The organism is Streptomyces sp. NPDC015220 (assembly GCF_043079345.1).
Classification (GTDB): Bacteria; Actinomycetota; Actinomycetes; order Streptomycetales; family Streptomycetaceae; genus Streptomyces.
The window spans coordinates 713411-737839 of sequence record NZ_JBIBUK010000001.1 but is presented as its reverse complement, the minus strand read 5'-3'; the positions used below and the strand labels follow the sequence as shown (position 1 = coordinate 737839).

General features: G+C 71.9%; 21 protein-coding genes, 2 tRNA genes and 1 pseudogene. 16 read left to right on the top strand and 8 right to left on the bottom strand.

The features are described from left to right. From ACF061_RS03580 to ACF061_RS03555, 6 genes are all read right to left on the bottom strand, one after another. On the bottom strand, nucleotides 1–1021 hold a 1021-nt coding region (locus ACF061_RS03580), incomplete at its 3' end, for a trypsin-like serine protease (RefSeq protein ID WP_392265118.1). A gap of 78 nt (nucleotides 1022–1099) precedes the next feature. Next, nucleotides 1100–1591 carry a hypothetical protein gene (locus tag ACF061_RS03575; protein WP_392265117.1) on the bottom strand — a complete coding sequence of 164 codons (492 nt, stop codon included), beginning with the start codon at nucleotides 1589–1591 and terminating at the stop codon, nucleotides 1100–1102. Between the two features lie 409 nt (nucleotides 1592–2000). Further along, the gene (locus ACF061_RS03570; protein ID WP_392265116.1) at nucleotides 2001–2390 is read right to left on the bottom strand and encodes a hypothetical protein; all 390 of its coding nucleotides are present in this window, start codon (nucleotides 2388–2390) and stop codon (nucleotides 2001–2003) included. 83 nt (nucleotides 2391–2473) lie between these two features. Next, nucleotides 2474–5911: a hypothetical protein gene (locus tag ACF061_RS03565; protein WP_392265115.1), complete on the bottom strand. Its 3438-nt coding sequence runs from the start codon at nucleotides 5909–5911 to the stop codon at nucleotides 2474–2476. A gap of 294 nt (nucleotides 5912–6205) precedes the next feature. Continuing rightward, complete coding sequence (locus ACF061_RS03560; RefSeq protein WP_392265114.1) at nucleotides 6206–6454, bottom strand: hypothetical protein; 249 nt, start codon at nucleotides 6452–6454, stop codon at nucleotides 6206–6208. 136 nt (nucleotides 6455–6590) lie between these two features. Beyond that, nucleotides 6591–7046 carry a hypothetical protein gene (locus ACF061_RS03555; protein ID WP_392265113.1) on the bottom strand — a complete coding sequence of 152 codons (456 nt, stop codon included), beginning with the start codon at nucleotides 7044–7046 and terminating at the stop codon, nucleotides 6591–6593. A 1400-nt stretch (nucleotides 7047–8446) separates the two neighbouring features. On the opposite strand from ACF061_RS03555, the gene proB reads away from it, so the two are divergent. The 5 genes from proB to ACF061_RS03530 all read left to right on the top strand — a co-directional run bounded on the left by proB (nucleotide 8447) and on the right by ACF061_RS03530 (nucleotide 13494). Continuing rightward, nucleotides 8447–9607, top strand: coding sequence for a glutamate 5-kinase (gene proB / locus ACF061_RS03550; RefSeq protein WP_392265388.1), 1161 nt, complete (start codon nucleotides 8447–8449; stop codon nucleotides 9605–9607). A gap of 139 nt (nucleotides 9608–9746) precedes the next feature. After that, nucleotides 9747–10301: a hypothetical protein gene (locus ACF061_RS03545; RefSeq protein WP_392265387.1), complete on the top strand. Its 555-nt coding sequence runs from the start codon at nucleotides 9747–9749 to the stop codon at nucleotides 10299–10301. Between the two features lie 70 nt (nucleotides 10302–10371). Next, nucleotides 10372–11658 (top strand): glutamate-5-semialdehyde dehydrogenase, encoded by a 1287-nt coding sequence (locus ACF061_RS03540; protein ID WP_392265112.1) that lies wholly within the window; start codon nucleotides 10372–10374, stop codon nucleotides 11656–11658. Nucleotides 11659–11753: 95 nt separating this feature from the next. After that, nucleotides 11754–12338 carry a hypothetical protein gene (locus tag ACF061_RS03535; RefSeq protein ID WP_392265111.1) on the top strand — a complete coding sequence of 195 codons (585 nt, stop codon included), beginning with the start codon at nucleotides 11754–11756 and terminating at the stop codon, nucleotides 12336–12338. Between the two features lie 85 nt (nucleotides 12339–12423). Then, on the top strand, nucleotides 12424–13494 hold the full coding sequence (locus tag ACF061_RS03530) for a hypothetical protein (RefSeq protein ID WP_392265110.1): 1071 nt from the start codon (nucleotides 12424–12426) through the stop codon (nucleotides 13492–13494). Nucleotides 13495–13566: 72 nt separating this feature from the next. On the opposite strand, the gene ACF061_RS03525 is transcribed toward ACF061_RS03530, so the two are convergent. Further along, the gene (locus tag ACF061_RS03525) at nucleotides 13567–14721 is read right to left on the bottom strand and encodes a M48 family metallopeptidase (protein ID WP_392265109.1); all 1155 of its coding nucleotides are present in this window, start codon (nucleotides 14719–14721) and stop codon (nucleotides 13567–13569) included. Between the two features lie 130 nt (nucleotides 14722–14851). On the opposite strand from ACF061_RS03525, the gene ACF061_RS03520 reads away from it, so the two are divergent. From ACF061_RS03520 to ACF061_RS03475, 10 genes are all read left to right on the top strand, one after another. After that, nucleotides 14852–15016, top strand: coding sequence for a hypothetical protein (locus ACF061_RS03520; RefSeq protein ID WP_392265108.1), 165 nt, complete (start codon nucleotides 14852–14854; stop codon nucleotides 15014–15016). A gap of 104 nt (nucleotides 15017–15120) precedes the next feature. Next, complete coding sequence (locus tag ACF061_RS03515; RefSeq protein ID WP_392265402.1) at nucleotides 15121–15318, top strand: hypothetical protein; 198 nt, start codon at nucleotides 15121–15123, stop codon at nucleotides 15316–15318. A gap of 89 nt (nucleotides 15319–15407) precedes the next feature. Next, nucleotides 15408–16082: a nicotinate-nucleotide adenylyltransferase gene (nadD, locus tag ACF061_RS03510; protein ID WP_392265107.1), complete on the top strand. Its 675-nt coding sequence runs from the start codon at nucleotides 15408–15410 to the stop codon at nucleotides 16080–16082. 16 nt (nucleotides 16083–16098) lie between these two features. Continuing rightward, nucleotides 16099–17970 carry a LytR C-terminal domain-containing protein gene (locus ACF061_RS03505; protein ID WP_392265106.1) on the top strand — a complete coding sequence of 624 codons (1872 nt, stop codon included), beginning with the start codon at nucleotides 16099–16101 and terminating at the stop codon, nucleotides 17968–17970. 83 nt (nucleotides 17971–18053) lie between these two features. After that, nucleotides 18054–18500, top strand: coding sequence for a ribosome silencing factor (gene rsfS / locus ACF061_RS03500; protein ID WP_392265105.1), 447 nt, complete (start codon nucleotides 18054–18056; stop codon nucleotides 18498–18500). Then, nucleotides 18491–19168: a histidine phosphatase family protein gene (locus ACF061_RS03495; RefSeq protein WP_392265104.1), complete on the top strand. Its 678-nt coding sequence runs from the start codon at nucleotides 18491–18493 to the stop codon at nucleotides 19166–19168. The genes rsfS and ACF061_RS03495 overlap by 10 nt, the downstream gene beginning before the upstream one ends. A gap of 119 nt (nucleotides 19169–19287) precedes the next feature. Then, nucleotides 19288–19360: transfer RNA gene (locus ACF061_RS03490), tRNA-Ala, on the top strand. Between the two features lie 442 nt (nucleotides 19361–19802). After that, a complete protein-coding gene (locus ACF061_RS03485; RefSeq protein ID WP_392265103.1) occupies nucleotides 19803–19976 on the top strand; it encodes a hypothetical protein in 174 nt (57 codons plus the stop codon). Between the two features lie 3 nt (nucleotides 19977–19979). Next, nucleotides 19980–20213 (top strand): hypothetical protein, encoded by a 234-nt coding sequence (locus tag ACF061_RS03480; RefSeq protein ID WP_003976229.1) that lies wholly within the window; start codon nucleotides 19980–19982, stop codon nucleotides 20211–20213. A 209-nt stretch (nucleotides 20214–20422) separates the two neighbouring features. Next, a tRNA-Ala gene (locus ACF061_RS03475) sits at nucleotides 20423–20495 on the top strand. Between the two features lie 105 nt (nucleotides 20496–20600). Here the strand turns inward: ACF061_RS03475 and ACF061_RS03470 are convergent. Beyond that, nucleotides 20601–21183: pseudogene (locus ACF061_RS03470) on the bottom strand (oxidoreductase); the annotation flags it as partial. 239 nt (nucleotides 21184–21422) lie between these two features. On the opposite strand from ACF061_RS03470, the gene leuS reads away from it, so the two are divergent. Next, complete coding sequence (gene leuS, locus ACF061_RS03465) at nucleotides 21423–24305, top strand: leucine--tRNA ligase (RefSeq protein ID WP_392265102.1); 2883 nt, start codon at nucleotides 21423–21425, stop codon at nucleotides 24303–24305. Nucleotides 24306–24429: the final 124 nt, after the last annotated feature.

Genomic DNA, 24429 nt, shown 5'->3' with positions numbered 1-24429 from the left:
GCACGATCAGGTCGGCCTTGCCGTCGCCGGTGACGTCGGCGAAGTAGAGGCGTCCCTTGCCCTCCTGGCCGAGGAAGTTGCTCCAGCCGGAGCTCCAGTGAACGCCTTCGTTGAACCGGTAGAGCGGGCTGCCCGGCTGCACGACGATCCTGCCGCTCTTGGCGGTGCGCACGGTGATCTCGCCGTCCGCACCCAGGACGATGAGGTCGCTCCGTCCGTCCCCGTTGACGTCGGCCGCGTACACGACCTCGCGCAGCCGCTCCCGTGCCTCCTTGGCCCATGTCTGGACCGCGCTGTCGTCGACACGTGCGGACAGGGCGCCGGTACGGGTCTCGGCCGGGTCCTGGCCCCAGCATCCGCCCTGCCAGGATCGGCTGTTGACGGCGACCAGCTCGGCCTTGCCGTTCGTCTCGCGGATCAGGGGGCCGCCGGCGTCACCGGCGCAGACGGCGTCGCCGTTCTGTCCGGTGATGGACACCCGGCCGTCCTCGGCGGCGTCGACGGTGAAGGTGCCGGTGTGCTGCTTGAGCGGCGACCACTCCGTCTTGGTGCGGCCGAAACCGACGGCCTTGAGGGTTTCACCCGCGGCGGGCGGAGTGGTGGAGAAGGACACCGGGGTGATGCCCGTGGTCGGCTGCGCCAGGCGCGCCATCACCAGGTCGCGCCCCTGGAAGGGGACCAGTTCGGTGACGTCGGTGACCAGGCCGGCCGTGGTGGTGAGGTCGGTGCGACCGACCGTGACCTTGGTGGTCTTGGCGGGCTTCCCGGCCGCGGGGACGGCGCCGGAGGCCGGGTCGTCCACGAAGCAGGAAGCCGCGGTGACGACCCACCGGGGATCCACCAGAGCGCCGGAGCAGGTACGTTCGCCGTCGCCGATGTCGATGCGCGCGGTGAAGGCGTAACTGTCGGCGGCGGGGCCGGTGGTGGCGGACGCGGGAGTGGGCGCGGCGCACAGGGCGGCCGGCAGGGCGACGAGTGCGGCGGCGAGCGCGGTGCGACGTACGTGTCTTGTGCGTGGCATGAAGTGATTCCTCGACTTGGGGTCCGCCGTGCCGGGGGCGGGTGGCTCCGGGGGCCGGCGGAGCGTGCGGGAGCGGGGCTACTTGTGGGTGGAGATCTCGACGAGGGTGTGGTCGCGGCCGTCGGGGTCGGCGTTCTCGCCCACGGCCGTCATGCTGCCCGCGGGGACGTTGTAGTGCGTCGTCTCGTCGTCGACGGTCATCGTGACGTCGGCGGACTGGCCCGCGGCGCCGGTGATGCCGTAGACGGCCGGGATCTCCAGGCTCAGGTACCCGCTGTCTCCGGTGACGCGGAAGCAGATGTGGTCGCCGTTGCGGTAGCGCGCCCAGATGTCCATCAGGCCGTTCTCGCTGCCGCACTGGGCCAGGACGATGTGGCCGTCGCCCCGCTTGAGCACGATGCCCTTCTCCTGCAGGACCCTGTCGGCGCCGGGGTAGTCGAAGTCCTCGACGGCGTAGCCGGGTGCGTCGGCGGCGACGGTGGCGGGCGCGGGCGGATTCGCTTCGGCCGGTGCGGAGGAGGCGGACCAGGCCACGGCGGCGACCGTGGCCGCGGCTATGCATGCAGCCATTCCTGTTCGAGCGATGAGCCTCAACACATTTCCTTACTGCTGAAGAGTCTTCGAGGAGGGAATTGAGTGTCCGATGGAATACGGAATCAGATGTCAGTCTCCTGGCATGCGGAATCGGACGCGACTCCCCTATGAGGTGCGTCGAAGTATTTGCCAACCGGCTTTATACAAGCAGTGCTTCGTTCGGGTGTCCACCTGGTATGGCCGGGATTGACATCCAGAGTTCGGCGGGCGCATCGAATCCCGTTGCAGTTGTTCCCGGTTTCGTCCCGAGAAGGGTTGCGGCGCATGACAGGACCGCCCGTTGTCGCTGATCGCCCCGGCAACGGCTCGGTCCGGTGGTTGCCGGTGGGACGCCGAAGGCGTGGTGTACGGCCGAGGTACGGATGTACACCACACCTTCCGCCGGCTACTCAACGAATTGCCGGAGGTAGAGCATCGCCGCGGTGCAGCCCACGAACGACAGTCCGATCCACCACAAAGTAGCGGTGTTGACGTGCACCTTCACCCAAGGATTCCGCTCCTGTTCCAGGATGTCGGCCGCGACCCTTTTCCTGACCGGCACCAAAATGATGACGATCGTCAACAGGACGCAACTGTACAAAAACAGTGTGAAGGAGACGGAGTACCCTTTCACCACGGCGGTGGGCACGAGGAAGACGCAGCCGGCCGGCGGAGCGAAGGATATTCGACGCTTTGCTTCCGGCGTCGGCATGCACCAGCGAGTCGCGACCAGGTAGACAACGGTCACGCCGGCGGCGATGAGGACCCAGTCGTCCGTGGTCGGATGGCGAGACATGATCGCGGGCCCTCCCGGGGCGGAACACGACGTGATTTTCTTCGGAACGCTGATATTCCGCCCCGGAGGGCATCACCCGCTGATCACCACGGCGTCAGGTCGTGCCAGGTATCGCTGATGGCACCGCCCACGGCCTTTCCGGCACTGACGATGGTGCCGGTGGCCGGCGACAGGACCGCCGCGCCAAGTCGTTGAGCCTGGACGCCCACTGACATGACACCCCCTTCGAATCCGCGGAAGGCGTCGTCGATGGCGCCGACCGTGCCCCCGAACTTGCCCCACGGAAGGCCGGTGGTGAAGACACCGACGGCGACGCCGAACGCCGAGGTGAGGAATGCCTCGGAGCCGATACCGTCGGTGAAGCCGTAGATGACGGTGCTGGCCACACCCGTGACCAGGGAGACGCCTCCGGCGATCGAGTAAATGGCCTCGCCGAACGGCGGCGGGACCAAGAGACCGAGAACGGCGGCGTAGCCCGCGTACGTGGAGATGGTGCCGAGCATGTCGGCGTAGTCGCGCCACTGGTCCTTGTCGGCGCCGAGGAACGTGCCCGGCGCCTTCGTCCCGTCACTGTCGCCGTTGTCGGCTTGGTCGACGCCGTTCTGCTGGGCCTTCGCCGCTGCCTCCGCGGCCTTCTTGGCCGCTTCCGCCTGCTCCTGCCTGCGCTTCGTGGCGGCGATCTGCTTCGCCTGGGAGGCGGCCGCCGCCGCTTCCGTGGCGTCCTTGCCCGCCTGGGCGGCCGAGGCGGCGGCGGCGTTGGCCGAGGCCTGAGCGCTGTTGGCGGACACCGTCGCCGCGGCTGCGGCAGCGGTCGCCTGGTTGGCGGAGTAGTTGGCGCGCCTGGCGGCGGCGCGGGCGCTGAGAGCCGCGTTCTTCGCCTTGTCGGCGTAGGCCTGGGCGTCCTGCGCGGACTTCTCCGCGGCGTCCGCGTTGGCGTCCGCCTGTTTCTTGTACGTGGCGGCCTGGTTGGCGGAGTTCGTTGCGGCCGTGGCCCATTTCTGCGCGTCTTCCGCCGCCTTGCGGGCCTCCGCCGCCACCTTCTGCGCGTACGCCGCGTTCGTCGTCGCGTCCTGGGCCAGCTTTGCGGCGTGGCTGAGCAGGGCCTGCATCGCCGCGATGTGGGCGGCGGAGTCCGCGTCGAGCTGCAGCATCCGGGGGTACACGGTGGTGACGAAGTTGCGCCGCATCCAGGTCGGTCCCTGCAGCGCCACGGTCGCCGCCATCTTGGTGTACGGACCCGCGGAGTCGATGGTCGAGAAGACCGCTACGTTGTCGTCCTCCGCCAGCGCCGGCCCGTACTTCACGGCGAAGAAGTCGTGCACGGCCTTGGCGGAGCCGTCGTTGAGGGCGTCCGTCGCCGCCTGCTTGACCGCCTTGCCGGGGTTCTGGCCGAGGATCCGGAAGATCGCCACGGTCTGGTCTTCCCTGGCCGCTTCGATCGCGCCGGTGGTGAGGAACGCGGCGGGAGCGCTCTCGTTCGAGGACTCCAGCGCCACCTGCGCCGCGCTCGCCACATTGGCCGTGGACACCTGGCTGATGAACAGAACCGTCTCGCGGTCGTCCTGCTTCTGCGCGATGGTCCGGTCGGTGTCGATCCAGTTCAGGACCGACTCCTCACCGGCGGCGAGCGCGAACGCCGCGGCCTCGCGGGTCCAGGTGCCGTGCGACGACAGCAGGCTGAAGCACGCCTTGCGGCCGTGTTCGACGGCGGTCGGGTGGTCGCCGGCCGCGAACGCCTTCTCCGCGGCCGCGATCAGGTCCAGCGTGGCCGAGTCGGTGGCCTGCTGTTGAGTCAGCTGGTTGCGGGACTTCTCGAGGTCCTGCTGCTCGAGCACGGCGAGCGCGGCTGCTTCCGCCTTGCCCTGTTCGGCGTACTCGTCGAGCTTGGCGAGTTCCGCGTCGCGCGCCTTCTTCTCCACGTCCTGCGCGTCCAGGACGGCCTTGACCGCGGCGTCGGCCGCCTTCTGGGCGTCGGCGGCCCAATTGGTCGCGTTGTTGGCGAAGTCGACGGCCTTGCCCGCTGCTTTCACGGCTTCGTCGGCGGCGGCCGCCGCCTTGTCCGCGTGGTCGGCCGCTGAGTTGGCCGCGTCGCGGGCGGCCGCGGCGGCGGCCGCCGCGGTGTTGGCGAGGGACTGCGCCGCGGCGGCGGCGCGGGTGGCACGTGCTGCCTGAGCGTCCGCCTCGGCGGCGGCGGCCCGGGCGGCGGCGGCCTCCGACTGGGCCGCGCCGGCGGCGCTGGCGGCGGTGGCCGAGGCGTTGGCGGCGGCCGCGGCGTCACGTGCGGCGGCCGCGGCCGAGGCGCCGGCCGCTATCGACTGGTCACAGGCGATCTTCGCCTGGCCCGCCGCCGCCGCGGCCGAACGTGCCTTGGCCGCGGCGTTGCGGGCCGCGATCGCCGCGTTCTTCGCGGCCGCCGTCTGGGCCGCGTCCTTGGACGCGGCCATGGCGGCCTGGTAGGCCGCGGACGCGGCGTGCGCGGCCGTGGCCGCGGCGGAGGTCGCGGCATGGGCGGCCCAGGCGGCCTTGCGGGACGCGGTCTGGGCGGCGTAGGAGGCGGAGATGGCGGTGGCCGCGGCGTTGGCCGCGCCCTTGGCGGCGCTTGCTGCCTTGCGGGCGGCGGCCGCGGTCTTGGCCACGTCGTTCTTGGCGGCCTGTGCTTCGGCGGCGGCTTCCTGCGCGGCCTTCTTGGCCTCGGCGGCGGCCTCCTTCGCCTTGTCCGACTCCTCCTTCGCCTTCTCCGTCGCCAACTGGGCGCGCTTGGACTGTCGTACGGTCACCGCGACGAGCTGCTCGATGGTCGCGGCCTCGTCGTCGCGGGCCCGGGCGATGTTCTGCCCGATCTCGAGGAACCAGCGGATGGCGTCCGCGCCACCGTCTGCCAGAGCGCGCTGCGCGTACTTCGCCAGCTCGGGTCCGGCGCCGTTGAGGATCTTGAACACCTCTGAGGTCTCGTCCTCGAAGCGCGCGGTGAACTGCGTGTCGGTGATGAACTTCAGCAGTGCGTCGCCGGAGCCGTCCTTCAGCGCGGCGTCGGCCGCGGCCTGCACGCTCTTGCCGCCTTGGGCCTTCAGCGCGAAGGTGAGGGCGCTCATGTCCTCCTGGTGGACCGCCTTGTACCCGCCGGCGAGGAAGGCCGCGATCTCGGTGTCCCCGGCGGTCAGGACGCGGGAGACCTCGGCCGTCGTGCTCCTCCCGGACAGAGCGAGCGACCTGAAGAGGGCGACACGGTTGTCTTCGGCGATGGCGGCGGGCAGCCCCGTGGCGATGAACTCCTCGACATCCGCGTCGGTGCCGACGAGGGCGGCGGCCGCGGCGGCCCGGGTTGCCTTGCCTCCGCACTGCCACGCGGTGACGGCCTTGGCGCGGGGGGTCTCCGGGAGCGACGGGAGGTTCGGGGTGTCGCCGGAGTCGGCCGTCGCCGCGAAGACCCTGGCGGTGTTGGCGAGGGGGAGGGCCGTGGCTGCCGTCGTGGCGGCGGCCACGGTCAGGATGCGGCGTCTGCTCCAGTACGTCGTGTTCAAGATTCGAGTCCCGATCGGTCGGCGGCAGGCGGCGGCCGCCCGGGAAGGGGCGCGGGCGCAGCCGGCAGCGGAGATGAGATGAATGGAAGGGAATTCGGAACTGCCGTGAGACCGTGGCGGTCGACGAGCCGTGACCGCCGCGGAGCACACGTGGCGTGGGAGCTCGGGCCGATCTCCGGCCACATGCCCCCGCGGGTGCTGACCTCGTACGTGTCGTCGTCGGAGCGGAGGTACGGGATCCTGCGCTGCCGACGGCGATGCCGGCCGTGCCACCGCCGTTGACGCCACCGGGCATCAGGGCGCTGCGGCCGCCCCCGGTCCGGCCACGGTCCACGTGTTCTCGGCGATGCCGAACGCGCCGTCCGACTCGACGGCACGGAAGCCGAGTCGACCGTTCCCGGAGATGACGGTGAGGTCGGGGCCGCGGGCGGGTTCGCCGGCGAAGCGGCTCCTCGTGGTCAGTACCCCATGGACGTCCACCAGCGCGACGGAACCGCTCCGGGCGCCAGGGCCGATGTCCGGGCGAACGATGAAGTCACCCATACGGGAGGTGACTCCAGAGCGGTTCAACCGTCTGGGACGAGATGGCGAAGACGGCAGCAGTGAGTGCGGCGAGCGGGCCCGGTCGTCTCGTGTGGGCAGTGGTGCATGGAGGGCTCCTCCTGCGGGGCGACGGGGGCTACTTGTGGGTGGAGATCTCGACGAGGGTGTGGTCGCGGCCGTCGGGGTCGGCGTTCTCGCCCACGGCCGTCATGCTGCCCGCGGGGACGTTGTAGTGCGTCGTCTCGTCGTCGACGGTCATCGTGACGTCGGCGGACTGGCCCGCGGCGCCGGTGATGCCGTAGACGGCCGGGATCTCCAGGCTCAGGTACCCGCTGTCTCCGGTGACGCGGAAGCAGATGTGGTCGCCGTTGCGGTAGCGCGCCCAGATGTCCATCAGGCCGTTCTCGCTGCCGCACTGGGCCAGGACGATGTGGCCGTCGCCCCGCTTGAGCACGATGCCCTTCTCCTGCAGGACCCTGTCGGCGCCGGGGTAGTCGAAGTCCTCGACGGCGTAGCCGGGTGCGTCGGCGGCGACGGTGGCGGGCGCGGGCGGATTCGCTTCGGCCGGTGCGGAGGAGGCGGACCAGGCCACGGCGGCGACTGTGGCCGCGGCTATGCATGCAGCCATTCCTGTTCGAGCGATGAGCCTCAATACATTCCCTGACTACTAATGCGATCTGAACGGCTAATCGAGCACCCAACGGCATGCTGAATTGGACGCGACTCCCCTGGGGAGTGCGCCGAAATATTCGTCAACTCGCCTTATGTAAGCAGCAGTTCCTTCACATGTCCATCTAGTTAAATTGGGATGATCTTGAAAAATGGCGGGTGAACCGACTGCCGTCGGAGTTGTTCCGAAATGGCTGTGCACCTCCGCGCGAAGGGTGTGAAAAGGTCAGGAGATTCATCAGGGGAATGAAAAAGAGGCGTCTGCGTCGATAGGGGTGCGCAAGGGGGCGCAACGTCCGAGACGGGACGGAGGTGAGGGCCGGGCCGTGGGGCTTCGGCCCTCGCCGGCCTCGATCAGACGTGACGGGGCGTCAACATCCTGGCTGGCTCTTTCCGCTCGTCGGACGCGGGATTCCTGCCCGTGGGCGGGGCACCGATGCCGGGTGTCGTCCCGCGGCCCAGCGAACGAGCGCGGACGACACCGGGGCGGCGCCCAGGTGATCTCCGCCCCGGACGGTCTGCCGGTCCGGATGCCCCAGGCCCGTCGGCCGTGAGCACGGCGTGTCCGTCCGGTGTTTGTGTGCTCACCGCGACTCCTTGGCGCCTTTTCTCTCCACGGCGGCCGAAAACTGCGGCCCGCTCGTCAAGAAGGGCGTCGGCCACGACGCCGCACCCGCACGTTCTCGCATGCCCCCATGGGAAATCCAGGAATGGCGAACCAGCCCTCGACCACGGGGAGCGGAACCCGGTCGTCGGTGAGATCGGGTTCATGGCAGAGGAGGCCGACGCCGACCGAAGGCCTGTTCTTCCCGGGCAATGCGCCACGGCAGCCCCGGCTCACGGCGCGTCGGCCCCGGTCCGTTGCGCCGCGTCGGTCCCGTCCCGCCCCGGGAGGGACCGCACCGCACGACACGATCGCCCGGCGCCCGCTGTTCACCACCGACGACAGCCGTCGCCGAACTCCGGGGAACGCCGGCGAATCCCGCGGAACGGCACCACCGGCCCCAGCGGGGTCGCGATCAACGTTTCCACCGCCCTCGCACGCGCAGGACCCCTGCGGTCCGCTCCGATGGGCGCGCCCGTTTCAGGACGCAGCCCTCGGCGGATCCCGCCGGCCGGCTCGCTAATTCCCGGAGACCGACGGGCCCTGGCCGGTCCGGCGCCTGCCGTGCCATCCGTCCGCTTAGTGGAATGACCGCGCGGTGACCAGCTCGCGTCCCATAGATTCGGTAGGTGAACACCGGCGTGCGGCCGAACCGGCGTGAGGAGACGGACAGCAAGGTGGCAGGGGCAAGGCAGGGTGAGGCGGCGGTCAGGCGGCCGGTGATCGAGGCCCGCAGGATCGTCGTCAAGGTGGGTTCCTCGTCGCTGACCACCGCCTCCGGCGGCCTGGACGCCGACCGCGTGGACGCGCTCGTGGACGTACTCGCCAAGAGCCGGAACGAAGGGGCGACCCGCGGGGCCTCGGCCGAGGGCGGTGGCGGGAGACGGGCGGGCGGAGGGGAGAGGGAGATCGTCCTGGTCTCCTCCGGCGCCATCGCCGCCGGGCTCGCCCCGCTGGGCCTGCGCCGCCGGCCCAAGGACCTCGCCCGCCAGCAGGCCGCGGCCAGCGTCGGCCAGGGCCTGCTCGTGGCCCGCTACACCGCCTCCTTCGCCCGCTACGGCATCCGCGTCGGCCAGGTGCTGCTCACCGGCGACGACACCAGCCGCCGCGCCCACCACCGCAACGCCTCCCGCACCCTCGACAAGCTGCTCGCGATGGGCGCGCTGCCCGTCGTCAACGAGAACGACACCGTCGCCACCGACGAGATCCGCTTCGGCGACAACGACCGCCTCGCCGCCCTCGTCGCCCACCTCGTCCACGCCGACCTGCTCGTGCTCCTCTCCGACGTGGACGGCGTCTACGACGGCGACCCCAGCAGGCCCGGCACCTCGCGGATAGCCGAGGTGCGCGGCCCCGCCGACCTGGCCGGCGTCGAGATCGGCAGCGCGGGCAAGGCCGGCGTCGGCACCGGCGGCATGGTCACCAAGGTCGAAGCGGCCCGGATCGCCGCCGCCGCCGGCATCCCGGTGGTGCTCACCAGTGCCGTCCACGCCGCCGACGCCTTGTCCGGCGGCGACACCGGCACCTACTTCCACCCCACCGGCAAGCGCTCCGCCGACCGGCTGCTGTGGCTCCAGCACGCCTCCACCCCGCAGGGCTCGCTCACCCTCGACGACGGCGCGGTGCGCGCGGTGGTCGAGGGCCGCAAGTCGCTGCTGCCGGCCGGTATCGCGGCCGTCGAGGGCGAGTTCACTGCGGGCGACCCGGTCGAGCTGCGCGACGGCCGGGGACGCGCGGTGGCCCGCGGGCTCGTCAACTTCGACGCCAAGGAGATCCCCCGGCTGATCGGCCGCTCCACCCGCGAACTCGCCCGCGAGCTGGGACCGGCGTACGAACGCGAGGTCGTACACCGGGACGGCCTGGTGGTCCTGGAGCCGTAATGGCCTGAAACATCCGGACGGCCGGGCGCCGCCGGCGGTGGACGTTCCGCAAAACCGCCCCGCGAAGCCGCGCGGGCTGCTGCACTTTGTCCGAGGGACACATTCCGCGCGAGCGCTGAAGGAGGCCGTCGTGAGACGAGTGCGCCCTGGGGCGGCGGCGTCCCGCGGTGGTGCCGGCGGGTCCGCCTCCCGCGCGGCCGGCGAGGAACGCGCCCTGACCAGCGTGGCCGCCGGCGACCGCTACGACAGGGAGCGCGAGGCGGCGGACGCGGGGACGGACGGGGACCCGGGCAGGCCGGCGGCGGCGCACACCGCGGAGCGGGCGCGCGAGGGGCGTGCCCGCCCGGCGGACCTGACCCGGCTGTGGCACATCACCCTGCGGGTCGCCGGCGCCGAGGCCCCGCCGCAGGAGGTCCGGCGCGGCCTGGAGCAGCTCGCCCACGACCACCCCTTCCTGCTGACCAGCCGCTACGCGAACGACCACGCGGAGGTCCGCTACTGGGAGGAGGCCCGCGACCTGCACGACGCCGCCGCCGTGGCCCTGCGCCTGTGGGGCGAGCACCGGCAGAGCGCCAGGCTGCCGCCCTGGGAGATCGTCGGCCTGGACGTCGTCGACCGCGACACCTACCACCAGCGCCTCGCCGAGGGCTACGGCCCGCCCCCGGCGACCCCGGTCGGCGTCCATCCCTTTTGACCCGGCTCGCGGTGTCTCGCGGTGTGGAACGACCGGTGAACGCCCCGGTGCCGCGCACTACCCTTCCCACATGACCACGCTCTCGCCGTACGACTCGATGTCCCCGGTCGCCCAGGCCGCCTACCGGGCCAAGGCAGCCGCCGCCGACCTGGCGCCGCTGCCGCGCGCCGAGAAGGACGACGCGCTGCTCGCCGTCGCGGACGCCCTCGAGGTCCGTACCGGCGAGATCGTCGAGGCCAACGCCAAGGACGTCGCCAAGGCCCGCGCGGCCGGCACCGGCGAGTCCATCGTCGACCGGCTCACCCTCACCCCGGAGCGGGTCCGCGCCATCGCCGCCGACGTGCGCCACGTGGCGGCCCTGCCCGACCCGGTCGGCGAGCTGGTCCGCGGCTCCACCCTCCCCAACGGCCTGGACCTGCGCCAGGTCCGCGTCCCGCTCGGCGTGGTCGGCATCATCTACGAGGCCCGCCCCAACGTCACCGTGGACGCCGCCGCCCTGTGCCTGAAGTCCGGCAACGCGGTGCTGCTGCGCGGCTCGGCCTCCGCCTACGAGTCGAACACCGCCCTGGTCCGGGTGATCCGCGACGCGGTCGGCGGGGCCGGGCTGCCCGCCGACGCCGTGCAGCTGGTGCCCGGCGAGAGCCGCGACAGCGTGCGCGAGCTGATGCGCGCCCGCGGCCTGGTCGACGTGCTCATCCCGCGCGGCGGCGCCTCACTGATCCAGACCGTCGTGAACGAGTCCACCGTCCCGGTGATCGAGACCGGCACCGGCAACTGCCACGTCTACGTCGACGCCCAGGCGGACCTCGACATGGCGGTCGACATCCTGATCAACTCCAAGGCGCAGCGGCCCAGCGTCTGCAACGCCGCCGAGACCCTCCTCGTGCACCAGGACATCGCCGCCGAGTTCCTGCCGCGTGCCCTGGACGCCCTCGCCGACGCCGGGGTCACCGTGCACGCCGACGAGCGGGTGATGGCGTACGCCAAGGACTCCCGGGCCACGGTCGTCGAGGCCACCCCGGAGGACTGGGACACCGAATACCTGTCGTACGACATCGCCGCCGCCGTCGTCGACTCGCTGGACCGGGCCGTCGCCCACATCCGGCTGTGGTCCTCCGGCCACACCGAGGCGATCGTCACCAGCTCGCAGCAGGCCGCCCGCCGTTTCACCCGGCTGGTCGACTCCACCACCGTCGCCGTGAACGCCTCCACGCGCTTCACCGACGGCGGCCAGTTCGGCTTCGGTGCGGAGATCGGCATCTCCACGCAGAAGCTGCACGCCCGCGGTCCGATGGGCCTGCCCGAGCTGACCAGCACGAAGTACATCGTCACGGGCGACGGGCACGTCCGGCGCTGAGCGGGCGGCCCCGCGGCCGGGTCCGGACGCGGCCGTGGGCACCGGCCTGAAAGGCGTCTCAGCAGGTGGATGAATTTCCATACCGTCTGCCCAAATTGACCCCCCAGGTCTACTCTGGTCCTGTGCCGGAGGACGTGGGGGGCACGCCGTTCCCTGACGGCTGGGAGCCCGACGACGACCACGACCGCGGGGTGTCGGACGAAGAGTTCGCCTCCGTGGTCTTCGACGAGGCCTTCGTACGGGCGGCCGTGATCCACGAGCCGACCGCCGTCGAACGCCTCCTGGCGGCCGCACAGGCCAGAGCCGAGGCCGAGGCCCGCCGCGCGCACGCGAGAGGCGAGCGCTACGACGACGGCTTCGGCCGCGACCGGACCGGCTTCGGCTCCGGACACGACTTCGACGACCCGGACGACGCCGACGTCCGCGACGGCTATTACGGCGCCCCGGGCATGTTCGGCAAGCAGGTGCGCTGGCACCGCCCCGTCGCCTGGGTGCTCGCCCTCGTGATGGGCGTCGGGATGGTCGCGCTGGCCTTCGCGGCGGTCTACCGGGGCGGTTCCTCCGGCAACCGTGACCAGGCGCCGCCGACCGCCACCACCGGCCCGGAACAGGGCGGCGCCGCCGCCGCGTCCTTGGGCCACTCCCCGCCGCCCGTACCGGCGGTTCCCCGTACCCCCTGACGCCGCGGCCGCCCGGTGAGAAGCCGTCAGAAGTTGGCGTGCGGCAGGGCGTTTACCGGTCCTCCACGAGACCCACCCTGAATATATGGGAGGGCGTGGAGACCCGCCCGAAGGGCCCCCCGAGGGCGCCCCCTCGGGCGCGGAGGACGAATACCGGTCCGTCGTCTTCGACGAGTCGTTCGTCCGCGCTGCCCGGCTCCAGGAGTACTCCGCGCGGGAGCGGATGACCGACCGCACCCCCGCCGTGCGCCGCCGCCGGCGCCCGGAGCGCGGACTGTCCAGGCAGGCGCTGGCGCTGCTCGTGGTGATCGCCCTCGCCTTCGCCACCGCCGTCTTCATGGGCGTACGGACCCCCTACCGGGACACCCGGGCCGAGCGGCCCGTCGAACCGCCGCGGATGACCGTCGTCCCGCTGGTCCCGCGGGGCAGGGTGCCCGGAGCGGCCGATCCCGAGTACCTGTACGCGCACAGCCGGGCAGCGTCCTTCGAGGTGGGTGCCGAGGGCATCCCGCCGCCCGCCCACCGGCGCACCGCGCACTTCTCGGACAGCCAGGTCGTCGCCGCTCTGATCTACGCGCGGGACTACGTCGTCGCCTCCTCCCTCGAGCCGCGGGTGCTCACCGGCGGACAGACCGACGCCGTCCGCTCGCTGGTCGACCCGGGCCAGCTCGACCAGTTCGACCGGAGCCTCGCGCACCCCGCCGCCGACGGCCGGCACGCGCCCACCGGATGGCTCGTCCGCTTCGACCCGGCCCGGATCGAGCTGGCCGGTCCGCGGATCCGGGTGCGGGGGAGCCTGGGGGTGGTGGAGACCGACGCCGACTCCCTGGAGGTCACGGCCGACCCCACCCTGGTGTACGCGCTGAGGCCGGCCGGCTCCGCCGCCGGGACGCCGGCCTCGCTGTTCACCGTGCGGCGCGAGCTGCGGTTCCGCTTCGACCGCGACGACCTGCGGCTGCACCAGGTCCAGCTGGTCGCCGCCACCGTCCAGGCCGGGCCGCTGTCCTGCCCCGGGGACGTCACGGTCCGCTTCCACCCGCTGCTGGCCGGCCAGGCCGCCCGGGCCGGCGGCCCCGCCGTCACGGACCCCTACGCGCCGGACGGGGCGCCGGCCCTGTGCGGCGTCCTCGCGCCGGACGCCCAGCCGGACGTGTGACGCCCCCGGAGCGCCGGTCCTGGCAGCGGACGCGGTCGCCGCCGGGCTCCCGCGGCGGGGCCGAGGACGGCGTCAGTCCTGGTCGCGGTCGCGCGACGGAGCGTCCGACGGCGGCTCGGCCCGCGGGTCGTCCCCCGGGCCGTCCCCCGGTCCCCGGTCGTCCGCGCCGTCCTTGGGCGGAGCCGACCCGGTGAAGCCCTCGAAGCCGCGCCGGAACCGTCCTCCCAGGTCGCCGGCCCCGCCGGCGAGGTCGCTGACCAGCTTCATCAGCGGGTCCTTCGAACTCCTCACATGGTTGGCGTAGTGCGTGGCCGACTCCCGGAAGGAGTCGCCGACCGAGGTGTCCTTGTCCTCGTCGCGCCGGGGGTAGTGACCGTCGAGGATCCGCCGGTAGTCGCGGGACTCCGACCACTTCTTCAGCTCGGCGGCCCGCACCGTGGCGAAGGGGTGGGTGCGGGGCAGCACGTTCAGGATCTTCAGCACCGAGTCGCGCAGGTCGCCGGACTCCTCGTACTCCTCGGCCTGGCGCAGGAAGGCGTCCACGTTCATCTCGTGCAGGTGGTTGCCGCCCGCGATCTTCATCAGGCCCCGCATGGAGGCCCGCGGGTCCTGCCCGACCAGCAGACCCGCCCGGTCCGCCGACAGCTCCGACTTGCGGAACCACTCGCGCAGCGCCGTGACGATCGCCGTGATCGCCAGGCTGCCCAGCGGGATCCAGGCCACCCGCACCGCCAGGCTGGTCAGGAACAGCAGGACCGTGCGGTACACCGCGTGGCCGGACAGGGCGTGGCCCACCTCGTGGCCGATGACCGCCCGCATCTCCTCCTCGTCGAGCAGCTCCACCAGGCCGGTGGTCACGACGATGATCGGCTCGTCCATGCCGACGCACATCGCGCCCGGCTGCGGGTCCTGGCTGACGTACATCGGCGGGACCTTTTCCAGGTCCAGGATGTAGCAGGCGTCCAGCAGCATGTCGTTCAGATGCGCGAACTGCTGGTCCGAGACGCGCACCGAGTCCGACAGGAACAGCAGTCTGAGGCTGCGCTCGGGCAGCAGGCCGCTGAGCGCCTTGAACACCGTGTCGAACCCGCTCAGCTTGCGCAGCGCCACCAGGGCGGAACGGTCGGCCGGGTGCTCGTACGCCCGCGAGGAGATCCCCGGGAAGCGTGCGCGCCGCCGGCTCGGCGCCCGCTCGTGCCCGTTCTGTGCGCGACCGTCGTCGGACATCTCATCCCCCATGTGCGTCTTCGTGTGCGTGTGTACGTCGTGTACGCCTGTGTCGCCGATGCGCCCCCGAAGCGGGAGCCGGCCCGGGCGGAGATACCGTGGACGGGCAGTACAGCGAAGGAGTCCAGCCATGGAGCACCACCCCGCAGTCGCCCGGCTCGTCGAGACGGCGAGCGCCACCGCCCAGCACCAGGGATCGGGCGACCTCCTCCGGGTCGTACTGATCGTGATGGTGCTGGGCTGCGTGCTCACCGCCTGGTTCCTGCTGCGCGGCTACAAGCGGAACGACGACTGAGCGACCCGGAAGGTTCCCCGGCAACCCGTCGGCCGAGCCCGCCCGGGCGCGTGCCGGCCGCGACGGCGGAGTCGGCGTGAGCGGTGCGCGGGCGGGCGCATACGATGGGCGCACATCTTTATCCCGCCCACACCTGGATAGGTCTGCCGAAGATGATCCTCAACAGCGCCGCCGCCCCGTTGGTCACCCTCGCCGAGGGCGGCAACCACGAAAGTCTCAACCCCGCGGTGACCGGCGGGGCCGCGCTCCTGGTGCTCCTGCTCCTGCTGTGGATCACCACCCGCTTCAACCGGGACCGCTGAACCGGCCCGGGGCCCGGACGGGGCCCGGGAGCCGCTCCCGATGATCTCCCGGACGGAGCTCTCATGCCGGGCCGGTAGGGTCTGCACGCATGGGAGAGCAGGACATGCCTACCGGTCCGGTGAGTGACTCGGTGGAACACCCCCGGCAGGGGCCCGGCAGCGGCCCTTCGACACCGGGCAAGCGGCGCCTGGGCGTCATGGGCGGAACGTTCGACCCGATCCACCACGGGCACCTCGTGGCGGCCAGCGAGGTCGCCGCGCAGTTCCACCTGGACGAGGTGGTGTTCGTGCCCACCGGCCAGCCCTGGCAGAAGAGCCACCGTCATGTCTCGCTGGCCGAGGACCGCTACCTGATGACGGTCATCGCGACCGTGGAGAACCCGCAGTTCTCCGTCAGCCGCATCGACATCGACCGCGGCGGCCCCACCTACACCGTCGACACCCTGCGCGACCTGCGCGCCCTCAACCCCGACACGGACCTGTTCTTCATCACCGGCGCCGACGCGCTCGCCCAGATCCTCACCTGGCGCGACTCGGCGGAACTCTTCTCCCTCGCGCACTTCATCGGCGTCACCCGTCCCGGCCACCACCTGAGCGACCCCGGCCTGCCCGAGGGCGGCGTATCGCTCATCGAGGTCCCGGCCCTCGCCATCTCCTCCACGGACTGCCGCGCGAGAGTCGCCAAGGGCGACCCCGTCTGGTACCTGGTGCCGGACGGCGTCGTGCGCTATATCGCAAAGCGCGAGCTGTACCGCGGCGAGTGAGCCGAGAGGGGCACCGGTGAACGACCGATACGACGCGGGGTACGGGGGCGACGGTTACGAACTCGTCGGCTACGACGAGTACGGGCAGCCCGTGTACCGGCAGGTCCCCGCGCAGCAGACCCCGCAGCAGACGTACGACGCGTACGGGCAGCAGGGACAGCACGGGCAGCAGACGCAGCAGCCCTACGGCTACGACCCGTACGCGGCGGGCGGACCGCAGCAGCCCGCCCCGCCCGTCCACGACGGCTACGACACCGGCCGGTACACCCCCGGCGGGCATACGCAGGACCCGGCCTACGACCCCTACGGCGTCCACTCCCACGGCTCGCACGGCTCCCACCAGACGTACGACCCCTACGGCGCCTACGGCCCCTACGGGACCGCCGCCCCGTACGACCCCTACGGGCAGGGCGCCGCCGACGGCCGGCAGCCGCGGCTCGCCGACCAGACCGCCCACATCCCGCACCAGGCGGGCCCGGAGCAGACCGCCGGCCCGGACGGGACGGGCCGTGCCGCGGACAGCCGGGCGGAGACCGACGGCACGGCGGACGGCCACCCGGCGGCGGACGGCCGGGCGGCGGACGAGGCGGCGGACCATGAGACCGGGGAACCGGATTACCGCACCGAGCAGTTCGCCTTCGTGGAGGAGCCCAGCGGTGACTCCGAGGACGTCATCGACTGGCTGAAGTTCACCGAGAACCGCACCGAGCGCCGCGAGGAGGCCCGGCGCCGCGCCCGCAGCCGGATCGTCGCCCTGGGCGTCGTGCTGGCCCTGGTCGTGGCCGGCGGCGTCGGCTACCTCTGGTACGCCGGGAAGCTGCCCGGGTCGTCCTCCGGTTCCCGGACCGGCGCCGCGACCGCCGCGGGCGGCGCCCAGAAACGCGACGTGATCGTCGTCCACCTGCACAACACGGCCAAGGGCGGCACCTCCACGGCCCTGCTCGTCGACAACGCCACCACCAAGCAGGGCACCACCGTCCTGCTGCCCAACTCCCTCGCCCTGACGGCCGACGACGGCTCCACGACGACGCTCGCCAAGTCGGTCCAGGGCGACGGCTCCTCCGGCACCCGCGACCAGCTCGACACCGTCCTCGGCACCAGCATCCAGGGCACCTGGCGTCTGGACACCCCCTATCTGCAGAACCTCGTCGACCTGGTCGGCAACATCGAGGTCGACACCGACACCGACGTCCCCGACCCGGACACGAGGAAGAAGGGCGCCGCGCCCCTCGTGCACCGGGGCGGGGGCCAGACCCTGAGCGGCCGGATGGCCGTCGCCTACGCCACCTACCGTGCCCCGGGGGAGGGGCAGAACGCCCAGCTCGAGCGGTTCGGCCAGGTGATGCAGGGCGTGCTGCGCAAGATCTCCTCCGATCCGCAGGCGGCCACCGTCACCGTGCAGTCGCTGGCGCAGATCCTCGACCCCTCGCTCACGGACCAGGACCTCGGGACCTTCCTCGCCAAGCTCGCCGACCTCGCCAAGGGCGGGGACTACAAGTCGGCGCTGCTGCCCGTCCGGGCCGACGGCACGCTGAGCGCGCAGACCAGCGACAGCGTGGTCAAGGACGTCCTGGGCGGCACCGCCAAGAGCCCCGGCCCCGGATCGGCCGTCCGCGTCTCCGTCCAGAACGCCTCCGGCGCCAGGGACGACACCGAGAAGGCCCGCGTGGTCCTGCTCAACGGCGGTTTCACCTTCCTGGAGGCCGGCACCGCGTCCGACGTACGGTCCGCGTCCCAGGTCGTCTACGCCGACGACGGGGACAAGCAGAACGCCACCGAGGTCGCCAAGACCCTCGGGCTGCCCGACGGCTCCGTGACGAAGGGCACGGTCACCTCCAACGCCGACGTCTCGGTCGTCCTCGGCCAGGACTACAAGCCCTCGTCGTAGCGGTGATCCGCCGATCACGTGAAGTGTCCTCGGCGGTCCGTGAGACCCTTGGTGTCAAGTGACCGCCGACGGAAAGCCTTGTAGTGACCGCGACCGACCGCTCCATCGAGCTCATCAACACCGCCGCGCAGGCGGCCGCCGACAAGCTCGCGCACGACATCATCGCCTACGACGTCAGCGACGTCCTGTCGATCACGGATGCCTTCCTGCTGGCGTCCGCACCCAACGACCGCCAGGTCAAGTCGATCGTCGACGAGATCGAGGAGCGGCTCCTGAAGGAGCTCGGCGCCAAGCCGGTGCGTCGTGAGGGCGACCGCGAGGCCCGCTGGGTCCTGCTCGACTACGTCGACATCGTCGTCCACGTCCAGCACAGCGAGGAGCGCGTCTTCTACGCCCTGGAGCGGCTGTGGAAGGACTGCCCGGAGCTGGACCTGCCCGCCGACGCCAAGGCCACCCGCGGCAAGGCCGCCGAGCACGCCAAGCTGCAGGCCGCCGAGGAGTCGGCGGAGGCGGACGGTGAGTGGCGGTGAGCGGCGCCGGTGAGGGGACCGGCCGGCCGCCGGGCCGGGGCCGCCGCGTCATCCTGTGGCGGCACGGCCAGACGTCGTGGAACGTGGAGCGCCGCTTCCAGGGCTCCACGGACGTGGAGCTGACCGAGACCGGTGTCGGGCAGGCCCGTCGCGCCGCCCGGCTGCTGGCCTCCCTGAAGCCCGACGCGATCGTCTCCTCCGACCTGGAGCGGGCCGCCCGCACGGCCGCCGAGCTGGCCGCCCTGACCGGCCTCGAAGTCGCCCGCGACGAGGGCCTGCGGGAGACCTACGCGGGCGTCTGGCAGGGGCTGACGCACGAGGAGATCATCGCCCGGCACGGCGAGGAGTACGCCGCGTGGAAGCGCGGCGAGCCGGTGCGCCGCGGCGGCGGCGAACTGGAGACCGAGGTCGCCGACCGTGCCGCTCCCGTCGTGCTGCGGCACGTCGAGAAGCTGCCCGAGGACGGCACCCTCGTGGTGGTCAGCCACGGCGGCACCATCCGCACCACCATCGGACGCCTGCTGGGCCTGGAGGCCCGGCACTGGGAGAGCCTGGGCGGGCTCTCCAACTGCTGCTGGTCGGTCCTCGGCGAGGGCGCCCGTGGCTGGCGGCTGCTGGAGCACAACGCCGGCACCCTGCCGGAGCCCGTCCTCGGCGACGACACCTGAGCCGCCCGGCGCCACCCGGGACCCCGGATTTCACTTTCCGGCAGGTCGCAGGCTAAAGTTCTTCTTGTTCGCCCCGCCGAGCGGGACGGAACACCAGGCGGCCCGGCCGCGTGGCGCAAGGGGCTATAGCTCAGTTGGTAGAGCGCCTGCATGGCATGCAGGAGGTCAGGAGTTCAATTCTCCTTAGCTCCACTGATCGACACTCTGTCGAGTGGTCAGAGATCGGTGACGAGAATCCCGTCCCCTCAGGGGGCGGGATTCTCGCGTTCTGGCCCCGGAGTGTCACAGCCCCAGCCCCAGCCGGACCGGAGCGTCGGTCGAACCGGAGCGCCGGCCGGGGTACGGCCCGGGGGCGCGGCGGACGTCGCCGGACCGCTCGCCGCCGTCTCGCGGCCGGGACGGCCGACCGGGGGCGCGGCCTTCGGCGCGCCGATCCCGAACCGGCCGATCCGCCCGGGGTGCCAGAGCGCACGCCTCGGCGTCCGCGCTCCCGGTTCGCGTGTACGCGCTGGCCGGGACGGTCGAGGCGGGCGTCGTGGCCGGACTGGTACCGAGGCGTCGCTGACCGTATTGGTCCGGCCGTGGCAGAATCAAACGGCCGGAAGGGGGCGCGGCCCGACGGGAGGGAGTACCGATGCCTGCGAGCATCATCGAGGAGGTCGGTCACCTCCTCGACGCGGCGTTGACGTGGAACACGGTCACCCGCCTCGTCTGCCCCTCCTGCGGCTCCGGCCACGTGGCCCAAGTCCTCGGCGACAACGGCGGGGTGTCGTACGTGTGCACGGCCTGCGGCCACAGCTGGAGCTGATCGATGGGTGCACACAGGCGGAAGTGCGACTGGTGCGGCAGCGGAACGCCGATCGTCCGCGACATGGAACCGGTCAACCCCGACTACCAGTACTGGTGCGAGGAGTGCGCGCGGGCGCTGATCATAAAAGGCGACCCGATCGAGACGTACCGCGAACTGGAGGGCGAGCCGATCTACGGCCGGCTCCTGGAGGAGCACTGCACCCTCAAGCGTTTCTACTCGTTCGTCACGGCATGACGCGGCCGGGGCCCCGCCTGGGACCCCGGCCGAGCTGCTGCGCGGGGGCCCGGAGGAACGGGGACCGCCGATCGAAGTGGGAAATAACGGTCATTCGGGGCACATCGGAAACCGATTTGGTGGATCACCCCCTCGACCGTGTAATGTTGGCGTCGCCGCCGGGGAAACCGGGCGGAGACAAAAAAGCGCGGTTCCACCGCGTGGCACAAGGGGCTATAGCTCAGTTGGTAGAGCGCCTGCATGGCATGCAGGAGGTCAGGAGTTCAATTCTCCTTAGCTCCACAGTAGTAGAGGGCGGGTCATCCGATCGGATGGCCCGCCCTCGTCGTTCCGGGGTGCGCGGTGAAACGGCGGGCCGTCCACGTGGACGGCCCGCCGGCGGTGTGTTCAGCGGCCCGGGAAGCGGCGGCCGTGGCCGGGAGGAAGGGCCGGCAGGTTCCGGGCCGGGGCCTTGGAGCGGGTGCCCTCGGGCGCAGTGCCGTCGTCGCGCGGCGGCGCTCGGCGCGCGGGGCCGTCCAGCGCCGAGCGGCGGCGCGCGGGGCCGTCCGGCGCCGAGCGGCGGCGCGCGGGGCCGTGGCCTCCGCATGGCGCGGCACCCGCGCCTGCGCGACCGTCGGGTACCTCTCGGCGCCCGGTTCGAGGACCTCCGGGAGGATGTCCGCGCACAGGCCGTGCCCCCGCTGCGGCGTCCGGTCGACGTGGACCCTCCGGCGGCTCGGACCGGCCTCCCCGGCCTCGGCGCCGCCGGGCACGTCCGTCGCGGGCCCCTGCCTGTTCCGGAGAGCGGCAGCACGCCCCGCACGGGACGTCCGCGGCCGTCGCCGAGTACCTGGGCGGCCGTCGCCTCGGCGAACGCCCTGACGCTCGACTCCAGGAACATCGCCGCGCCGTCCGGGTGCGAGCGGGCGCCGCGTCGCTCGACGTTCCCGGCGACCTGCTGAAGGGCCTCCGGCGCGACCGGACCGCCGCCCTCCGGAGTGGTCCGGCGACGGTCCGGCGGAGGTCCGTCGCGGCGCGCTCGACGGCTGCGGTACCCTGACGCCATGCGTGCCGTACGCCTTCTGCTTAGCGAGCCGCGCTGATCAGTCCCGACCGCCGGGCGAATCGGTTGGTCGGAATCGGCGCGGCGTCCCCTCCTGTGCGAGGGGCTTTTTCATTTCCGGAAAGTCGCAGCCGCTGGCAGAGACGATCGATGGAGCTTTGAGGATCATGAGCGAGACGAACCCCGCCGCCACCGCCGCCACGTCGGCGGAGGCGGCGCCGCACCGCTACACGGCCGCCATGGCGGCCGAGATCGAGGCACGCTGGCAGGACTTCTGGGACGCCGACGGGACCTACGCGGCGCCGAATCCCAAGGGCGACCTGGCCGGCGACCCCGAGCTGGTCGCACGCCCCAAGAAGTTCATCATGGACATGTTCCCGTACCCCTCCGGTGCGGGCCTGCACGTCGGCCACCCCCTGGGCTACATCGCGACCGATGTGTACGCCCGGTTCCAGCGGATGACCGGCCACAACGTCCTGCACACCCTGGGCTTCGACGCCTTCGGGCTGCCCGCCGAGCAGTACGCCGTGCAGACCGGCACGCACCCGCGCGTGTCGACCGAGGCCAACATGGAGAACATGAAGGCCCAGCTGCGCCGGCTGGGCCTGGGCCACGACAAGCGCCGGTCGTTCGCCACGATCGACCCGGAGTACTACAAGTGGACCCAGTGGATCTTCCTGCAGATCTTCGGCTCCTGGTACGACGAGGAGGCCAAGAAGGCCCGCCCGATCTCCGAGCTGGTCGAGCTGTTCGAGTCCGGTGAGCGGGCGGTACCGGGGCACACCCGTGCGTGGGGCGAGCTGACCGCCGCCGAGCGCGCCGACGTCCTGGGCGAGTTCCGCCTGGCGTACGCCTCCGACGCGCCCGTCAACTGGTGCCCCGGCCTGGGCACCGTGCTGGCCAACGAGGAGGTCACCGCCGACGGCCGGTCCGAGCGCGGCAACTTCCCGGTCTTCAAGGCCAAGCTGCGCCAGTGGAACATGCGCATCACCGCCTACGCCGACCGGCTGCTGGAGGACCTGGAGGAGCTGGACTGGCCCGAGGCCATCAAGCTGCAGCAGCGCAACTGGATCGGCCGCTCCGAGGGCGCCCGCGTCGACTTCCCGATCGACGGCGAGCGCATCACCGTCTTCACCACCCGCCCGGACACCCTGTTCGGCGCGACCTACATGGTGCTGGCGCCCGAGCACCCGCTGGTGGAGAAGTTCACCCCCGCCGCCTGGCCGGAGGGCACCCACGAGGTGTGGACCGGCGGTCACGCGAGCCCGGCCGAGGCCGTCGCCGCCTACCGGGCACGGGCCGCCTCGAAGTCCGACGTCGAGCGGCAGGCCGAGGCCAAGGACAAGACCGGCGTCTTCATCGGCGCGTACGCCACCAACCCGGTCAGCGGCGAGAAGATCCCGGTCTTCATCGCCGACTACGTGCTGATGGGCTACGGCACCGGCGCGATCATGGCCGTCCCGGCGGGCGACCAGCGCGACTTCGAGTTCGCGCGCGCCTTCGAGCTGCCGATCCGCTGCGTCGTGGAGCCGACCGACGGCCGCGGCACCGACACCTCCACCTGGGAGGACGCCTTCGGGTCGTACGACGCGAAGATCATCGACTCCGCCAACGACGAGGTCTCCCTGGACGGCCTGGGCGTCGTCGAGGCCAAGGCGCGCATCACCGAGTGGCTGGAGCGCACCGGCACCGGCGAGGGCACCGTCAACTTCCGCCTGCGCGACTGGCTGTTCAGCCGCCAGCGCTACTGGGGCGAGCCCTTCCCGATCGTCTACGACGAGGACGGCATCGCCCACCCGCTGCCCGAGTCGATGCTGCCCCTGGAGCTGCCGGAGGTCGAGGACTACTCGCCGCGCACCTTCGACCCCGACGACGCGGACACCCAGCCCGAGACGCCGCTGTCCCGCAACGAGGACTGGGTCCACGTCACCCTGGACCTGGGCGACGGGCCGAAGAAGTACCGCCGCGAGACCAACACCATGCCCAACTGGGCCGGTTCCTGCTGGTACGAGCTGCGCTACCTGGACCCGCACAACGACCGGAAGCTGGTCGACCCGGAGATCGAGCAGTACTGGATGGGCCCGCGCGAGGGCCTGCCGCACGGCGGCGTCGACCTGTACGTCGGCGGCGCCGAGCACGCCGTGCTGCACCTGCTGTACGCGCGCTTCTGGTCCAAGGTGCTGTACGACCTGGGCCACGTCTCCTCCGCGGAGCCGTTCCACAAGCTGTTCAACCAGGGCATGATCCAGGCCTACGTCTACCGCGACAGCCGCGGCATCGCCGTGCCGGCCGCCGAGGTGGAGGAGCGCGACGGCGCCTACTACTACCAGGGCGAGAAGGTCTCCCGGCTGCTGGGCAAGATGGGCAAGTCCCTGAAGAACGCCGTCACCCCGGACGAGATCTGCGCCGAGTACGGCGCCGACACGCTGCGCCTGTACGAGATGGCGATGGGCCCGCTGGACGTCTCCCGGCCGTGGGACACGCGCGCGGTGGTGGGCCAGTTCCGGCTGCTGCAGCGGCTGTGGCGCAACATCGTCGACGAGACCACCGGCGAGGTCACCGTCACCGACGCCGAGCCCGACGAGGAGACGCTGCGCGCGCTGCACAAGGCGATCGACGGCGTCCGCCAGGACCTCGAGGGCCTGCGCTTCAACACCGCCATCGCCAAGGTCACCGAGCTGAACAACCACCTGACCAAGACGGGCGCCGCCGTGCCGAGGCCGGTCGCCGAGCGGCTGGTGCTCATGGTCGCCCCGCTGGCCCCGCACGTCGCCGAGGAGCTGTGGCGCAAGCTGGGCCACGCCGACTCGGTCGTCCACCAGGACTTCCCGGTCGCCGACCCGGCCTACGTCGTGGACGAGACGGTGACCTGCGTCGTGCAGATCAAGGGCAAGGTCAAGGCGCGCCTGGAGGTCTCGCCGTCCATCACCGAGGCGGACCTGGAGAAGGTGGCCCTGGCCGACGAGAAGGTCGTCGCGGCGCTGGACGGGGCGGGCATCCGCAAGGTGATCGTGCGGGCGCCGAAGCTGGTGAACATCGTCCCGGCCTGACACGACGGAACGCGACCGCGCGGGACTGCCGTGCCGTGGCTCGCGGGAGCGCCGTGCCCGCGCCGCGCCGGTACACCAGGGGCAGGCGTGACGGAGACGGCGTGGCGCGAGGGTGGCGGCGTGA

Excerpts from the sequence above, each read along its gene's own strand:
- ACF061_RS03520 (WP_392265108.1), top strand. The coding sequence starts at position 14,852 with ATGGAGCACCACCCCGCAGTCGCCCGGCTCGTCGAGACGGCGAGCGCC.
- ACF061_RS03575 (WP_392265117.1), bottom strand. The coding sequence starts at position 1,591 with ATGGCTGCATGCATAGCCGCGGCCACGGTCGCCGCCGTGGCCTGGTCC.
- ACF061_RS03540 (WP_392265112.1), top strand. The coding sequence starts at position 10,372 with ATGACCACGCTCTCGCCGTACGACTCGATGTCCCCGGTCGCCCAGGCC.
- ACF061_RS03515 (WP_392265402.1), top strand. The coding sequence starts at position 15,121 with ATGGGCGCACATCTTTATCCCGCCCACACCTGGATAGGTCTGCCGAAG.
- ACF061_RS03530 (WP_392265110.1), top strand. The coding sequence starts at position 12,424 with ATGGGAGGGCGTGGAGACCCGCCCGAAGGGCCCCCCGAGGGCGCCCCC.
- ACF061_RS03525 (WP_392265109.1), bottom strand. The coding sequence starts at position 14,721 with ATGTCCGACGACGGTCGCGCACAGAACGGGCACGAGCGGGCGCCGAGC.
- ACF061_RS03560 (WP_392265114.1), bottom strand. The coding sequence starts at position 6,454 with ATGGGTGACTTCATCGTTCGCCCGGACATCGGCCCTGGCGCCCGGAGC.
- ACF061_RS03480 (WP_003976229.1), top strand. The coding sequence starts at position 19,980 with ATGGGTGCACACAGGCGGAAGTGCGACTGGTGCGGCAGCGGAACGCCG.
- nadD (WP_392265107.1), top strand. The coding sequence starts at position 15,408 with ATGGGAGAGCAGGACATGCCTACCGGTCCGGTGAGTGACTCGGTGGAA.
- ACF061_RS03485 (WP_392265103.1), top strand. The coding sequence starts at position 19,803 with ATGCCTGCGAGCATCATCGAGGAGGTCGGTCACCTCCTCGACGCGGCG.
- ACF061_RS03570 (WP_392265116.1), bottom strand. The coding sequence starts at position 2,390 with ATGTCTCGCCATCCGACCACGGACGACTGGGTCCTCATCGCCGCCGGC.
- leuS (WP_392265102.1), top strand. The coding sequence starts at position 21,423 with ATGAGCGAGACGAACCCCGCCGCCACCGCCGCCACGTCGGCGGAGGCG.